Source organism: Pseudomonas fluorescens NCIMB 11764, assembly GCF_000293885.2.
GTDB classification, from domain to species: domain Bacteria; phylum Pseudomonadota; class Gammaproteobacteria; order Pseudomonadales; family Pseudomonadaceae; genus Aquipseudomonas; species Aquipseudomonas fluorescens_B.
The window spans coordinates 5701337-5715773 of sequence record NZ_CP010945.1; the positions used below are offsets into that span (position 1 = coordinate 5701337).

Annotated in this window: 14 protein-coding genes and 1 pseudogene; 7 read left to right on the forward strand and 8 right to left on the reverse strand. The window is 60.1% G+C overall.

Going from position 1 to position 14437, the window contains the following annotated elements:
• Positions 1–184: 184 nt before the first annotated feature.
• Positions 185–1525 (forward strand): substrate-binding domain-containing protein, encoded by a 1341-nt coding sequence (locus tag B723_RS25995; RefSeq protein ID WP_017339631.1) that lies wholly within the window; start codon positions 185–187, stop codon positions 1523–1525.
• Between the two features lie 156 nt (positions 1526–1681).
• On the opposite strand, the gene B723_RS26000 is transcribed toward B723_RS25995, so the two are convergent.
• Positions 1682–2200 (reverse strand): ankyrin repeat domain-containing protein, encoded by a 519-nt coding sequence (locus B723_RS26000; protein WP_017339632.1) that lies wholly within the window; start codon positions 2198–2200, stop codon positions 1682–1684.
• A gap of 96 nt (positions 2201–2296) precedes the next feature.
• The gene (locus B723_RS26005; RefSeq protein ID WP_017339633.1) at positions 2297–4135 is read right to left on the reverse strand and encodes a long-chain-acyl-CoA synthetase; all 1839 of its coding nucleotides are present in this window, start codon (positions 4133–4135) and stop codon (positions 2297–2299) included.
• Between the two features lie 332 nt (positions 4136–4467).
• On the opposite strand from B723_RS26005, the gene B723_RS26010 reads away from it, so the two are divergent.
• Positions 4468–4746, forward strand: coding sequence for a DUF3509 domain-containing protein (locus B723_RS26010; protein ID WP_017339634.1), 279 nt, complete (start codon positions 4468–4470; stop codon positions 4744–4746).
• A 101-nt stretch (positions 4747–4847) separates the two neighbouring features.
• Here the strand turns inward: B723_RS26010 and mtnC are convergent, their stop codons facing one another.
• From mtnC to aroC, 5 genes are read right to left on the reverse strand one after another with little or no spacing between them, the layout of a single operon-like run.
• Positions 4848–5531, reverse strand: coding sequence for an acireductone synthase (gene mtnC / locus B723_RS26015; RefSeq protein WP_017339635.1), 684 nt, complete (start codon positions 5529–5531; stop codon positions 4848–4850).
• A 4-nt stretch (positions 5532–5535) separates the two neighbouring features.
• Positions 5536–6081 carry a 1,2-dihydroxy-3-keto-5-methylthiopentene dioxygenase gene (locus B723_RS26020; RefSeq protein WP_017339636.1) on the reverse strand — a complete coding sequence of 182 codons (546 nt, stop codon included), beginning with the start codon at positions 6079–6081 and terminating at the stop codon, positions 5536–5538.
• A gap of 20 nt (positions 6082–6101) precedes the next feature.
• Positions 6102–6728 (reverse strand): methylthioribulose 1-phosphate dehydratase, encoded by a 627-nt coding sequence (locus tag B723_RS26025; RefSeq protein ID WP_017339637.1) that lies wholly within the window; start codon positions 6726–6728, stop codon positions 6102–6104.
• A complete protein-coding gene (locus tag B723_RS26030) occupies positions 6725–7876 on the reverse strand; it encodes an MFS transporter (RefSeq protein ID WP_017339638.1) in 1152 nt (383 codons plus the stop codon). The genes B723_RS26025 and B723_RS26030 overlap by 4 nt, the downstream gene beginning before the upstream one ends.
• A gap of 28 nt (positions 7877–7904) precedes the next feature.
• A complete protein-coding gene (gene aroC, locus B723_RS26035; protein WP_007914036.1) occupies positions 7905–8996 on the reverse strand; it encodes a chorismate synthase in 1092 nt (363 codons plus the stop codon).
• A gap of 83 nt (positions 8997–9079) precedes the next feature.
• Here aroC and B723_RS26040 point away from each other — a divergent pair.
• The 3 genes and pseudogenes from B723_RS26040 (at position 9080) to B723_RS26050 (ending at position 12173) form a co-directional block, all read left to right on the forward strand.
• Positions 9080–10079, forward strand: a pseudogene (locus B723_RS26040) (alpha/beta hydrolase).
• Positions 10080–10177: 98 nt separating this feature from the next.
• Complete coding sequence (locus tag B723_RS26045; protein ID WP_017339640.1) at positions 10178–10969, forward strand: hypothetical protein; 792 nt, start codon at positions 10178–10180, stop codon at positions 10967–10969.
• 241 nt (positions 10970–11210) lie between these two features.
• Positions 11211–12173 carry an IS110 family transposase gene (locus B723_RS26050; protein WP_052909714.1) on the forward strand — a complete coding sequence of 321 codons (963 nt, stop codon included), beginning with the start codon at positions 11211–11213 and terminating at the stop codon, positions 12171–12173.
• A 73-nt stretch (positions 12174–12246) separates the two neighbouring features.
• On the opposite strand, the gene prmB is transcribed toward B723_RS26050, so the two are convergent.
• Positions 12247–13155, reverse strand: coding sequence for a 50S ribosomal protein L3 N(5)-glutamine methyltransferase (prmB, locus tag B723_RS26055; RefSeq protein WP_017339761.1), 909 nt, complete (start codon positions 13153–13155; stop codon positions 12247–12249).
• Positions 13156–13394: 239 nt separating this feature from the next.
• Between prmB and B723_RS26060 the strand changes: the two genes are divergently transcribed.
• Positions 13395–13985, forward strand: a complete 591-nt coding sequence (locus B723_RS26060; protein ID WP_017339762.1) for a cysteine hydrolase family protein — start codon at positions 13395–13397, stop codon at positions 13983–13985.
• Between the two features lie 131 nt (positions 13986–14116).
• Positions 14117–14437 carry a hypothetical protein gene (locus tag B723_RS26065; RefSeq protein ID WP_017339763.1) on the forward strand — a complete coding sequence of 107 codons (321 nt, stop codon included), beginning with the start codon at positions 14117–14119 and terminating at the stop codon, positions 14435–14437.

The window sequence follows — 14437 nt, forward strand, 5'->3', positions numbered from 1 at the left end:
GTGGCGAGGGAGCTTGCTCCCGCTGGACTGCGCAGCAGGCCCATTTTTCAGGGTCGCTTCGCAACCCAGCGGGAGCAAGCTCCCTCGCCACAAAGGCTCGCTCCCTTACTTAGTAACTGTCATCTTTCGGAAACCTTACTGACTTAATCTCCCGGCACTTTCTTTGTTCTTTAAAGGTACCGGCATGACGCTGCGCGTTCTATTCCTGTCAATGCTGTGCGCCGGGCTGCCAGTCACCGCGTCGGCCGGTGACTTGCCGACGCCCAAACAGGGCCCGGTTTTGCGCATCCAGGGTTCCAACACCATTGGCGCGGCATTGGGTCCGGCGCTGGTCGAGGGTTTGATGCGCGAGCAAGGCTTGCTCAAAGTCCACAGCGAAGCCCCGGACACCGCCAACGAGCTGCGCGTCGTCGGCGAAACCGCGCAGGGCCGCCGGGTCGAGGTGGAAGTCGCGGCCCACGGCTCAACCACCGGCTTCACCGCCCTGAAAAATGCCACTGCGGACCTGGCCGCCTCTTCGCGCCCGATCAAGGACAGCGAACTGCTGGCCCTGCAATCCCTCGGTGATCTGAAAAGTCCCGGCGCCGAGCAGGTCATCGCCATCGACGGCCTGGCAATCATCCTTCATCCGCAAAACCCGCTGAATCAACTCAACACCGAGCAACTGGCGCGCATCTTCAGCGGCGAAGCCCGCACTTGGGAAGAACTCGGAGGCATTGGCGGGCCGATTCACCTGTACGCGCGGGATGACCAATCGGGTACTTACGACACCTTCAAGGAAGTGGTGCTCAGCCGTCGTGGGAAAACGCTGAACAGCGCAGCGAAACGTTACGAATCCAGCGAGCAATTGTCCGACGCGGTCAGCCTCGACCCGCAAGGCATTGGCTTCATCGGCCTGCCGTACGTGCGTCAAGCCAAAGCCGTAGCAATTGTCGATGGCCAATCCCAGGCCATGATGCCGCTCAACAGCCTGATTGCCACCGAAGACTATCCGCTGTCACGCCGGCTGTTCTTTTACCTGCCGCCCAATAGCAAAAATCCCTGGGCCGAAGCCTTGGTGGCGTTCACCCAAAGCAGCAAAGGCCAGGCCATCGTCGCGGCCAACGGGTTTATTGCCCAGACCGTCCAGGCCATGGCCGTCACGCCGAATGCGCTGATGCCCGAGGGTTATCAGGCACTCAGCCGCCACGCCCAGCGCCTGACGGTGAATTTCCGCTTTGAGGAAGGCAGCGCGACGCTGGATAACAAGGCCCGGCAGGACCTGACGCGGGTGCTCGATTACATCCGGCAGAACCAGAAGACCAACCGGCAGGTGACGCTGGTGGGGTTTGGCGATGCCAAAAGCGATCCGGCGCGGGCCGACCTGCTGTCGAAACTGCGGGCCATGGCGGTGCGGCGGGAACTGGTGAAAAGCGGCGTGGTGTTTCGCGAGATTCGCGGCTTTGGCGCCGAGATGCCAGTGGCGGCCAACAGTGCGGATGAAGGGCGGATCAAGAATCGGCGGGTTGAGGTTTGGGTGTACTGACTCAAAGAGACTTTGAATGTGTAACTAACCCTGTGGCGAGCGAGCTTGCTCGCGCCGGGCTGCGTAGCGGCCCCAAAAACCTTAAGTTCATGCAGATTTTTGTGAATGCTGCGCACTCAAGCGGGAGCAAGCTCCCTCGCCACAGGTTTTCGCCAATCAGCCGAGCAATTTCTCAAGCTGCGCCGTGGTATCCACCGCGCCCAGCGTTTTAGCGGCATCCAGCGCGGACACGCCATTGGCATCCTTGGCTTTCGGATCGGCGCCTTTGCTGATCAGGTAATCAACGATTTCCACGCGGTTGAACATCGCCGCCATCATCAACGCCGTGCGACCGTCAAACGACGAGCCTTCCACTTGCGCGCCACCCTCGACCAGCGCCTTGACCACGGCCAGGTCACCCTTGAACGCCGCCCCGGCAATCGGGCTCTGGCCGTTGTCGTTGCGGATCTCCGGGTCAGCCTTGTGCTCGAGCAGGACCTTCACGGTTTCCACATGGCCGTGGTAGGCGGCCAGCATCAGCAAGGTGTCGCCCTTGTGGTTGCGCAGGTTCGGCGGCAGGCCTTTGGTCAGCAGCGCAGCCATCATGGCCGCATCGCCCTCGCGCGCCTTGTTGAAGACCTGTTCGGCAAACTCGGCAGCTTCTTCGGGGGTCATCTGGCGGCTTTGATCGGACATTGGAGACTCCACTTACAGTTATTCGCAAAGCCGACAGTTTCCCGAGCGGCCCCGACACTGTCACTTCTTTTTTCTCAAGTCGCGCCATAGCCACATTCAATAGCGGTACTTGCCACCGTGAATGTCCGCCAGCAATTGTTCAGTGACCTGCACATAAGTCTCGGTCCCCGGCAACCAGGCGTAGATCGGATCATCCCCGGTTTTGCCTGGGTCGAAGGCTTCGTCCTTGAGCCGGGTCTTCTGGTATTTGAAGGTGCCGGTGGTCTCCATTTTCACTTTCACCCGCAGAAACAACGGCACCGCATACGCCGGCATGTGCTCGCGGGCGAAGGCCAGCAGTTCGCTGAAATCCAGGGTCGCCAGGGATTCGGCCGGCGTAATCGCCGCCATCCCGGCGCGCCCGTTGGTGTTGCGCACTTCCACGCCATAGGCCACGGCTTCGGAAATGTTCGGGTGCTGCAGCAAGATGTTCTCGACCTCGGTGGTCGAGACGTTTTCGCCTTTCCAGCGGTAGGTGTCACCGAGGCGATCGACGAATTGCGCGTGACCAAACCCGATATTGCGCAGCAGGTCGCCGGTGTTGAAGTAACGGTCACCCTTTTCGAACACGTCGTGGAGCACGACTTTTTCGGTCTTCTGTGGATCGGTGTAGCCGTCCAGGGGCGCCTTGTCATCGATCTTCGCCAGCAACAGCCCCTGCTCGCCCTTGGCCACCTTGCGCATGAAACCCGAGGCATCCCGCGTCGGCGCGCCGCTGTCGTGGTCGTAGGCTGCCAGTTCCCAGGACATCAGGGAAAAACCGACGGTGTTGTCGAAGTTGAGAATGTTGGTGAACCCGATATTGCCGTCGCTGGCGGCGTACAACTCGCAGATGTGGTTCACGCCAAAGCGCGTCTTGAATTCGCGCCACGCACCGGGGCGCAGGCCGTTGCCGATCATTTTCGTCACGCTGTGCTGGCTGTCGTCGGCACTCGGTGGTTGATCGACGAGGTAGCGGCACAATTCACCGACGTAACCGAGGGTGGTCGCCCGGTAGTTGCGCACATCGCTCCAGAACTGGCTGGCGCTGAACTTGCGGCGAATGGCAAACCCCGACGCCCCGCTGATGGCCGAGCCCCAGCACACGCATAGCCCCGTGGCGTGATAGAGCGGCAACGTGCAATAGACGATGTCTTCGGGGCGCATGTCCAGCGCGATCAAGCCAAAGCTCGCGGAGCTGCGCATCCAGCGGCCATGCTTGAACACGCCGGCCTTGGGCAATCCGGTGGTGCCCGAGGTGTAGATGTAGAAGCACGGGTCATCGAGAAAAACCTGCTGGCTGCTGGCAGGGTTGTCGCAGGGGCTGTCCGCCGTCGCCGACATCAGGTTGATGAAACCGTCGGGCGCAATGCCCGGTTGGTTGTAAGTGTCTCGGTCGGCGACAAACCAGGTCCGCGCCGCGTCGATCGAAACCCGCTCGCGCACCGCGCAAAACGCCGGCACCAACTCCTCACCGACAATGATCGCCGCAGGCGCCACCAGGTTCAGGCTATGGGCCAGGGTATCGCGCGTCTGCGAGGTGTTGAGCAAGGCGCTGATCGCGCCGACCTTGGCCACCGCCAGGATCGTCACCAGCAATTCCGGGCGGTTCTCGATGAAGACCGCCACCACGTCGCCCTTGCTGATGCCTTGGGCGATCAAGTGATGGGCAATGCGGTTGGCCCACTGATTGACTTGTGAATAGCTGAGTTTCACGGCGCCCTGCAGCAATGCGGCGCCCTCGGGATTGCGCAGCGTTGCCTGCTCGAAGCTCCAGCCCAGGCCACACGGTTGGGTCGGGTCCTTGACGTTGGCGGCCTTCATGCCCTTCACCACCCGCGGGATGGCTTTGGCGATCGCAGGCAGCTTGCGGAGCATCATGCCCCAGGTGATCGTGTCGTTCGTCGTGCGGCTCATGGTGGTTCCCGTGCGATTTTTTATTGTCGGGCGACGGTGATTGAGCCCGAAAATACGTCAACGGTTCTTGAGCTGTACACGCGGTTTTTGAAATGTTTTGTATCCGCGCCGGCATCGTGATCGCCCATGCCTCGATTGGTTCAATGGAATCGTCGGCAACCTCGCAAAATGCAGGATGCACGATGGCCATTCATGCAAATTGCACGAAAACAAAAAATGGGCATAAATTTAACTATTTGATTTATAACGACTTTTAAAAATTCAGGTGCTGGCACAATCACTGCAACTACCTCTGCATGCTTGCCATTCAAGAGCTTACGGAGCTGATAGACATGAACCTGATCCAAGAAAAATTTTCGTCCCTGTTCTCCAACTTCGAAGTCACCACCCAGCCTCGTCCGGACGGCGGCATTCTGCTGACCTTGCGCAGCACCGAAGGCAAAGTGTTCAAACGTTCCATTTCCTACCAGCAATTGCATGCCGGTGATCAGCTGTCGTGGGTGATCAGCGCCATCCGCCGCGACCTGGCTGAACAGGCCAGCGAACTGCCGCAGATTTCCATGCTGCAGAGCCAGCAGCGGTTTGCATTGCCGACTTATCATTCGGCATAAACGCGCTCTCGCTGTAAACAAACAGGCCGTGACAGCTTTCGCTGCACGGCCTGAGTTGTTTCTGGAACTACACCATTCCCCTGTGGGCGGTGTTCCGACCGTTAAAACGTGGAGGGATCGATTTTGGCGAAGCTGTCCACGGTCACGTGCCCCGCCAACTCCCCGCCTTCACGGGCCAGCCCACACGTCGCCATACCCGCCGCCCGCGCCGCGTCCAGCTCTTCGACGATATCGGACAGAAACAGAATCTGCGTCGCGTCAAAGTCAATCGCCTGGGTAATGCGCTGGTATGACTGCGCCTCACGCTTGGGCCCCGACGTCGTGTCGAAATAACCGCTGAACAGTGGCGACAAGTCCCCCGCCTCCGAGCAGCCGAAAATCAGTTTCTGCGCCTGAATCGAACCGGAGGAATAAACAAACAGTTGGAAACCTTCCTGATGCCAGCGCTTCAGCGCCTCGACGGCGTCCGGGTATACGTGGCCTTTCAACTGCCCGGCCTGATAGCCCTGCGCCCAGACCATGCCCTGCAACGCCTTGAGCGGCGTGGCTTTGCGGTCTTCGGCGATCCAGCCCAGGAGGATCTCGATAACGCGCTCGACGTCCGCGTCCGGCTCATTGTTGTCCCGGCGAACGGCGGCCAGTTGCTCGGCCACATCGGCGCGCGTGGCGTGCTGGCGAACAAAGTCCGGCAGGTGTCTGGCGGCATACGGGAACAGCACGTCGAACACAAAACTCACCGCGCTGGTGGTGCCTTCGATGTCGGTGAGAATCGCTTTGATCGGCATCGACTCAGTCCTCAAGACGCGGGAAGCGGTTGGCGATGTCTTCGCCGGTGAAATTGGCCACCCAGCCTTCGGGATTGTTGAACAGGCGAATGGCGACGAAATGCGGATGCTCGCCCATGTCGAACCAGTGCGGCGTGCCGGCCGGCACCGAGATCAGGTCGTTCTTCTCGCACAGCACGGCGTAAACGTAATCGTCGATGTGCAGGGTGAACAAGCCACGGCCGGCGACGAAAAATCTTACTTCGTCTTCACCATGGCGGTGTTCGTCGAGAAACTTGGCGCGCAACTCGGCTTTTTGCGGGTGGTCGCTGTTCAGGCTGATCACATCGACGGTGATGTAGCCGCGTTCGGTCATGAGTTTGTCGATTTGCTCCTGATACGCGGCGATCACCTCTTCCTGGCTGGCGCCGGGCTGGATTTTCGCCGCCGCTTGCCAACGGTCGAAGCGCACGCCCTGCTCGGCCAGGGTCGAGGCGATGTCTTCGAAATGGGTCAGCACCTTGTTCGGGATGTCAGGGCTTGAGACGTGGTAAACGGACAGGCTGCTCATCAGGGCAACTCCTTAACGGTTCATGCTTTGCGGTTTAAAACCGAGCGGGTCTTCAACTCGCACTCGAACAAAAATTCAAAGGCTTCGATCTGCCGCAGCGCATCGCTCATGCGCGCACCCCAGGTGTAGAGGCCATGACCGCGGATCAGATAGCCGACGCAATCGGGATGGGCTTCCAGCCAAGGCTGCACCTCGGCGGCGAGGCGCGCAATATCCTGATCGTTGTCGAAAATCGGCACGCGCACCCGGGATTCGTGGGTGGATACGCCGCTGAAGGCTTTTTGCAGTTCGTAGTCTTCGAACTCGATGAAATCTTCAGGCGTCAGGCGCGACAGCACCGTGGCGTTCACCGAATGGGTGTGCAGCACCGCACCGATTTCCGGGCGCCAGTTGTAGAGCTGGGTGTGCAGCAAGGTTTCGGCGGACGGTTTCTTGCCCGGCTCCAGGCTGTTGCCGGACAGATCCGTGGCCAGCACATCATCAAGGCCCAACTGACCTTTGTGCTTGCCGGATACGGTCAGCAAGGCTTCGGTGGGCGACAGCCGGGTCGAATAGTTGCTGCTGGTGGCCGGCGACCAGCCGCGGCCATACAGAAAACGCCCGGCGTCGATGATTTCCTGGGCGAGGTGTTCACGGGTAAGGCTCATGGCCTGTCCTCTTGCATACGTGTGGCAATGATAACGGCAGCGGCGAAGGCTGCGAGACTGGCAATACTAAAGGTGAACGTGGCCCCGAGGGCATTCCAGCTGTAGCCGGAGTACAACGCGCCCAGTGCGCCGCCGGTGCCGGCCAGCGCGGCATACAACGCCTGGCCCTGCCCTTGCTGGCGCGCACCGAAGCTACGTTGCACGAACTGGATGGCAGCGGCGTGAAAGCTGCCGAATGTGGCGGCGTGCAGCACTTGGGCAAACAGCAGCACCCAGACAAATTCAGCGAACGAACCCAGCAACAGCCAACGCAGGGCCGCCAGCAGAAAACTCGCCAGCAATACGCGGCGCACCGAGAAGCGCGCAAGGATCTTGCTCATGGCCAGGAACATCAAGACTTCGGCGACTACGCCGAGCGCCCAGAGCATGCCGATCAGGCCACGGCTGTAACCCAATCGCTCAAGGTGCAAGGTCAGAAAGGTGTAATACGGGCCGTGGCTCATCTGCATCAGCGCCACGCAACCGTAGAATGCCAACACCCCGGGATGGCGCAATTGCTTGAGAAAGCCGTCACCGGCAATCCGTTCGCCCTGAACGGGCTGGGCGTTCGGCACCCACAGGCTGCTGACCACGATCCCCGCCATGATCAGCACCAGCGCCACCGGGTAAATGTCGAGGCTGAGCCACTCGAACAAACGGCCCAGCGCCACCACGGTGATGATGAAACCGATGGAGCCCCACAACCGAATCTGGCTGTAGCGCTGCGTCTGGCCCTTCAAATGCGCGAGGGTGATGACTTCGAACTGCGGCAACACGGCGTGCCAGAAAAATGCATGTAACGCCATGACCATCGCCAGCCAGGCGTAGGACTTGCTGACGAAAATCAGCGAAAACGTCAGCAACGTGCAGACCGCGCCGAAACGCACGATGGCCAGCCGCCGGCCGGTGTAGTCACCGAGCCAGCCCCAGATGTTCGGCGCGACGCAACGCATCAGCATCGGGATCGCCACCAGCTCGCCGATGCGTGCGCTGGAAAAACCCAGGTGATCGAAGTACAGCGCCAGAAACGGCGCTGTCGAACCGAGCAAGGCGAAATAGAACAGATAGAAACTGGAGAGCCGCCAGTACGGCAGCGCCGCCACGGTCATCAGACCGCAGCGACTGTGAGGTCAGCCATTAAAGCTGACCCAGCACCGGCGTGCTCACGCGCACATCGGCATTCTGCCCACGGTGCCGCAACAGGTGATCCATCAGCACGATGGCCATCATCGCTTCGGCAATCGGTGTTGCGCGGATGCCGACGCATGGATCGTGGCGCCCCTTGGTGATGACGTCCACCGGGTTGCCATGGATGTCGATGGAACGGCCCGGCGTGGTGATGCTCGAGGTGGGCTTCAGCGCCAGGTGCGCGACGATCGGCTGACCGGACGAGATACCGCCCAAAATGCCGCCGGCGTTGTTGCTGAGGAAACCTTCCGGGGTCATTTCATCGCGATGTTCGGTGCCACGCTGGGCAACGCTGGCGAAACCGGCGCCGATTTCCACACCTTTGACCGCGTTGATGCTCATCAGCGCATGGGCCAGTTCGGCGTCCAGGCGGTCGAAGATCGGCTCGCCGAGGCCCGGCATCACGCCTTCGGCGACCACGGTGATCTTCGCGCCGACCGAATCCTGGTCGCGGCGCAGCTGGTCCATATAGGCTTCCAGCTCCGGCACTTTGTCCGGGTCAGGGCTGAAAAACGCGTTCTCTTCCACCGAGTCCCAAGTCTTGAACGGGATTTCGATCGGGCCGAGCTGGCTCATGTAGCCGCGAATGACAATGCCCTGGGTGGCCAGGTATTTCTTGGCAATCGCGCCGGCCGCCACGCGCATGGCGGTTTCCCGCGCCGAGCTGCGACCGCCGCCGCGGTAATCGCGTTCGCCGTATTTGTGGTGATAGGTGTAGTCGGCGTGGGCCGGACGGAACAGATCCTTGATCGCCGAGTAGTCCTTGGACTTCTGGTCGGTGTTGCGGATCAACAGGCCGATCGAGCAACCGGTGGTGCGGCCTTCGAAAACGCCGGAGAGGATTTCGACTTCGTCCGCCTCCTGACGCTGGGTGGTGTGGCGGCTGGTGCCGGGCTTGCGGCGGTCGAGGTCGCGCTGCAAATCCTCCAGGGAAATCTCCAGACCCGGCGGGCAGCCGTCGACAATGGCGACCAACGCCGGACCATGGCTTTCGCCAGCGGTGGTGACAGTGAACAGCTTGCCGTAGGTATTGCCGGACATGCAGGACGCTCCGTGAAATGAACCTGAATACTTAATGCGCGCCAGTATACGCAGGCTACCCAAGTAGTTCATCCTCGAACCTTATGGGTGCTCGCGAGTCCAACCGGCACCTTTGTAAATGATGGCGTGATGATGCTGCGAGTTTTAGCCTTGAGCCTTACCTTGTTTACCGGCTTTGTACAGGCCACTGTCCTGCAACGGCCAATCACGCTGGATACCGGCACCGGGGAGCTTTTCGGCTCGCTGTTGCTGCCGAAATCCGACAACCCCGTGCCGGTTGTCCTGATCATTTCCGGCTCCGGTCCTACGGATCGTGACGGCAATAACCCCGACGGTGGGCGCAATGACAGCCTCAAGCGCCTCGCCTGGGTGCTGGCCAAACACAACATTGCCAGCGTGCGTTACGACAAGCGCGGCGTAGCGGCGAGCCTCGCGGCGACCCCGGACGAACGCAACCTGTCGGTGGAAGCCTATGTGGCCGACGCCGAAGCCTGGGGCCGGAAGCTCAAGACCGATCCGCGATTCGGCCAGTTGATCCTGCTGGGCCACAGCGAAGGCGCGTTGATCGCCAGCCTCGCCGCGCCGAGCGTCGATGCCGCGGCGGTGATTTCCATGTCCGGCAGTGCTCGCCCCATCGATCAAGTGCTGCGCCAACAGTTGAGCAATCGCCTGCCACCGCCGCTGATGCTGCGCAGCAATGAGTTGCTCGACAGCCTCAAGGCCGGGAAAACCGACGACAACGTGCCGCCGCAGTTGCAGGTGATTTTCCGCCCGAGTGTGCAGCCGTACCTGATTTCGCTGTTCCGCCAGGACCCGGCGGCGGCGTTTGCCAAACTGAAAATGCCGGCGCTGATCATCCAGGGCAGCAACGACATTCAGGTCGGTGTCGACGATGCCAGGTTGCTCAAGGCGGCGAAACCCGACGCCGAACTGGCACTGATCGACGGCATGAACCACGTCTTGCGCATCGTGCCCAACGACGTCAAACGGCAATTGGCCTCTTATAAAGATCCGCAATTGCCGCTGGCGGCCGAGCTCGGCACGCGAATCCTCGGCTTTATTGACGGACTTCGCTCCAGTTAAGCTCTTTTGCCCTCCAGTCCTGAAAAAAACGGCCGATAAGCCTTTGTCGCCAGCGCCAAGACTGGCGACAAGCTGAGCTTGGACAGGATCTCGCCGTTATGACTGATACCCCGACTTCACCCGACACCACCGCTGAAAAAGACGCACCGCCAGTGGTTGAGCTGCCGTGGGCGGACGTCCACGTCGAGCACCACAAGATGCTCCGCCTGGCGCCGTTGCAGACCGATCGCAATACCGGCGGGCGGCCATTGCGCTTTGTTGAATTCGGCTATGCCGAACGCAACGACAAGCAGCGCAGCCTGTTGCGCATGACCATTTCGCTGCCCGGCCAGCGGGTGCGCAAGGAACAGAATCACCTCGACGTGTGGGTCGATCACGCCACCAAGCGCGTGCATTTCGGGCCGGACAGCGGTTTGCAGATCGAGCCGATGAACCGTGGCATCGGGCGCTACATGGCGGCCCAGGGCATTACCTGGGCGAAAAAGCGCTGGCCTGGCTACACCGTCGACGGCACTGACCTGAACAACAAGGATGCGCTGAACGAAGACACGCGCCTGCGCCGCGATCGTTTTCTGAAAGCGCATGGTTTTGAGGTGGCGTATGCCGATGCCCAGCATTTGAAGGGCAGCGTCAAAGAAGTGCAGGTAGGCGACCTGCTGGCCGACTGGAACAGCGAGAAGCTGCAGCAGGTGGAAATTCTCGAAGCGGCGCAGATGCTCCAGCAGGCCGAGCAGAATCTGGCCGAGCAGGAAGTGAAGCTGAAGAAACACGAGGAAAAGGTCAGCAAGTACAAGCGTGAAGACGCGGGGCTGCGTTTCACCATTACGTGCCTGGTGGCGTTTGCGGTGTTTCAGGCGGGGTTGCTGATCTGGATTGCGACGCACCGTTGAAGGCGTGAGACCGTGGCGCGACCATTCGCGAGCAAGCCCGCTTGTATGTTTAGACTTGAAGGGGTGGGTGGGACTAAAGCTCGTCATCTGACTCCGACCAGTACAGACCGTGGGAGACTTCGTCCCACCCCTTCACCTAATGCGCCGATAAGGAATGCATCGGCTCGGACCGACGATAGAAACAAGCCAGCGCAACGGTGAACCCCGTCAAGTATCTAAACCCTAGCTCGGAGGGTGTGCCATGACAATCCTGGATTCGCAGGTGGTCGTCGGTGTGGATGTGGCGAAGGACGAGATCGTTATCTATCGATCCGACCTGGAAAAGACCCTAAATATCGCGAACAAGCGATCAACCTTGAAGCAATGGCTCAAGACGCTGCCAGCGCACAGCGCTATCGCGCTAGAAGCGACCAATATCTATCACCTTGATACAACGGAAATGGCCCATGAAATGGGCCATGACGTTTACGTCATCGATGGCAGTCGCCTCAACAAATACCGCGATGGAATAGGCATGAGGGCGAAAACAGATACGTTGGATGCCGAACTGCTGGCCCGTTACTTGAGCCGCGAATCCGACAGATTGAGGATCTGGAATCCGCCACCGAAGGCTTACACACAAATGAAAAGCCTGCTTCGCCGTCGGGCTCAGTTGGTCCGGGCCTGTGTTGCACTCAAGCAGAGCTGGAAAAACGAATCCTTGCTGAAAGAGCACTTCAACCAGCTTCTGGCCGCCATTGCCCAGTTCGAAAAGATGATTCAGAAAACGCTCAAGGAAATTGCTGAGGAAGGTGGGATTGATGATCAGGTGAAGCGTTGCCAGGCCATCGAGGGCGTAGGGCTCCTGACGGCCACTGCAGCGGCCACTGCTTTTATGCGTGGGGAATTTGCCAACAGCGACGAGTACGTCGCCTTCCTCGGCATGGATCCGCGTGTGAGGCAGTCAGGACAAAAGGATCAAAAGCGCCGACTCTCTAAACGAGGGGACTCGGAGTTCCGGCGCTTGTTTCACAATAGCGCTATGGCTGCCAGCCGTTCGCCGACTTGGAAGCCGTACTACGAACGCTATCTGGCCAGAGGTCTAAAAGGCACTCAGGCCTTGGTTATCCTGGCACGCAAGCTGGCCAGAGTGATGTTTGCCCTGATGGAAAACCAAACCGAATACAAGCCAAATTCTATGTTTGGGTGTTCCCCCCAAACATAGAATCTCCCACAGGGGATTTGTGAACAACGCAAATCCAGTGTGGGAGCGGGCTTGCTCGCGAAGCTTCAGACGATTAAACGCGGGAAGCGAATAACGCCTGATGATCGCGGCACTGCTGCGCCGTCAACATGAACACGCCATGACCGCCGCGCTCGAAATCGAGCCAGGCGAAGTCGACCTCCGGGTATAGCGCCTCGACGTGAACCTGGCTATTGCCCACTTCAACAATCAGCAAGCCCTTCTCAGTCAGGTGATCCGCCGCTTCGGCGAGCATGCGGCGCACCAGGTTCAAACCATCGTCGCCACAGGCCAGGCCCAGCTCGGGCTCGTGCTGGTACTCCTGCGGCATGTCGGCGAAATCCTCGGCATCGACGTAAGGCGGATTCGACACGATCAAGTCAAAGCGCTGCCCCGGCAAACCGTCGAACCCATCGCCCTGAACCGTGTATACCCGCTCATCGGCGCCATGACGCTCGATGTTCTTGTTGGCCACTTCCAGCGCTTCGAACGACAGGTCGGCCAGCACCACTTCGGCGTTCTGGAACTCATAGGCACACGCGATACCGATACAACCGGACCCGGTGCACAGGTCGAGAATCCGCGCAGGTTCGGCGCCGAGCCACGGTTCGAAACGCTTTTCGATCAGCTCGCCAATCGGTGAACGCGGGACCAACACACGCTCGTCGACAATGAACGACATGCCGCAGAACCAGGCCTCGCCCAGCAGGTAAGCAGTCGGGATGCGTTCCTCGATACGGCGCTTGAGCATGCGCTGCAGTTTGACGATCTCGTCCTCTTCGAGGTTGCAGTCGAGGTAACTGTCAGCAATTTCCCACGGCAGGTGTAACGCGCCCAACACCAGTTGACGGGCTTCGTCCCAGGCGTTGTCGGTCCCATGGCCGAAAAACAGATCCTCCCCATGGAAGTGGCTGACGGCCCAACGGATATGGTCGCGCAGGGTACGAAGACGGGAAGTGATCACGGGGGCAAACTCCAGAAAAAACGACTGGCGATTCTACCAGCCAAAACGCGCCACGACGACGCAGGAAAAACATCGGCTCAGAGGTAGGACACTTCCATTTTTCGCGTTTGCTATTGAACAAAACGAGTATCTTGACAACGCTGCGGGCCAGCAACGACGGCCCCTGCGATGGAAGCGATTCACAGAAGCGCTCAGCCAGAGGACAATGTCGCAAAAGCCCCACCCGAAGGAGCCCCAGAATGTCCGTTCCACAAACGATGTTTCAACTCAGCGGCCGCGGTTACGCAGCAGCCAAACTGGGTCACGCGACCCTTGTCATCATCGATGCCCAGAAAGAATACCTCAGCGGCCCCCTGGCCCTGGTCGGCATGGATGCTGCCGTCGCGAACATCAAGCAACTGGTGAGCGCTGCCCGCGCAGCCGGCCGGCCCATCGTGCATGTACGCCACCTCGGCACCGTCGGCGGGTTGTTCGACCCGCAAGGCGAACGCGGTGAGTTCATCCCGGGCCTGGAACCACAGGCCGACGAAACCATCATCGGCAAACTGCTGCCGAGTGCGTTTCACGGCACCGAGCTGCTGGAGCGCTTGCAGAACCTGGGTTCGCTGGACCTGATCGTGTGTGGTTTCATGAGTCATTCCAGCGTCAGCACCACTGTGCGCGCCGCGAAAAACCTGGGCTTTCGTTGCACCTTGGTTGAAGACGCCTGCGCAACCCGCGATTTGCCTTACAAGGGCGGCGTGTTGAGCGCAGACCACGTTCAGCAGACCGAAATGGCGATCATGGCGGATAACTTCGCCACCCTTGCCCTGACCCAAGATCTGATCTGATCGACGCTTGATGAGCGGTTCATGCCGCCGCTCATCCGCAAAAGCCTCTCATTAGCTGTAAATGTCATAGCCTCAGGAACATCCCGGTCAACTCCCGGTCGAAGGGCCGATACCCATTGAGGAAGGTCGGAATGAAGTTATCCGATGGTTTTGACGCACGCCGCTTGCGGCCCAAAGGCCAAAGCAACTGGCGTTTTCGATTCGGCGCAGCCTTTGCTGCCTTGCTGGCGACCTGCGGTGTGTTGCTGGCGATGGCCGGCGCCGCCAGCCTGCTGGGGCGCCCGCCGGCACTCGGCGAACTGAACGCCAGCCCGTTGGGCTCGGCAATCATTCTGGCGGTCGGTCTGTTCCTGCTCTACCTGGGCGTCTGGCTGTGGCGGCGTTGCCGTCGCCGCGCGCGCCAGTCGCGAGAGCTGAACATGTCCCCGCATTTGATGAAAAAACACGACTGA

Bases quoted from the DNA above. Each gene is read 5' to 3' on its own strand.
- B723_RS25995 (WP_017339631.1), top strand. From the start codon at position 185: ATGACGCTGCGCGTTCTATTCCTGTCAATGCTGTGCGCCGGGCTGCCA.
- B723_RS26000 (WP_017339632.1), bottom strand. From the start codon at position 2,200: ATGTCCGATCAAAGCCGCCAGATGACCCCCGAAGAAGCTGCCGAGTTT.
- B723_RS26005 (WP_017339633.1), bottom strand. From the start codon at position 4,135: ATGAGCCGCACGACGAACGACACGATCACCTGGGGCATGATGCTCCGC.
- B723_RS26010 (WP_017339634.1), top strand. From the start codon at position 4,468: ATGAACCTGATCCAAGAAAAATTTTCGTCCCTGTTCTCCAACTTCGAA.
- mtnC (WP_017339635.1), bottom strand. From the start codon at position 5,531: ATGCCGATCAAAGCGATTCTCACCGACATCGAAGGCACCACCAGCGCG.
- B723_RS26020 (WP_017339636.1), bottom strand. From the start codon at position 6,081: ATGAGCAGCCTGTCCGTTTACCACGTCTCAAGCCCTGACATCCCGAAC.
- B723_RS26025 (WP_017339637.1), bottom strand. From the start codon at position 6,728: ATGAGCCTTACCCGTGAACACCTCGCCCAGGAAATCATCGACGCCGGG.
- B723_RS26030 (WP_017339638.1), bottom strand. From the start codon at position 7,876: ATGACCGTGGCGGCGCTGCCGTACTGGCGGCTCTCCAGTTTCTATCTG.
- aroC (WP_007914036.1), bottom strand. From the start codon at position 8,996: ATGTCCGGCAATACCTACGGCAAGCTGTTCACTGTCACCACCGCTGGC.
- B723_RS26045 (WP_017339640.1), top strand. From the start codon at position 10,178: ATGACTGATACCCCGACTTCACCCGACACCACCGCTGAAAAAGACGCA.
- B723_RS26050 (WP_052909714.1), top strand. From the start codon at position 11,211: ATGACAATCCTGGATTCGCAGGTGGTCGTCGGTGTGGATGTGGCGAAG.
- B723_RS26060 (WP_017339762.1), top strand. From the start codon at position 13,395: ATGTCCGTTCCACAAACGATGTTTCAACTCAGCGGCCGCGGTTACGCA.
- B723_RS26065 (WP_017339763.1), top strand. From the start codon at position 14,117: ATGAAGTTATCCGATGGTTTTGACGCACGCCGCTTGCGGCCCAAAGGC.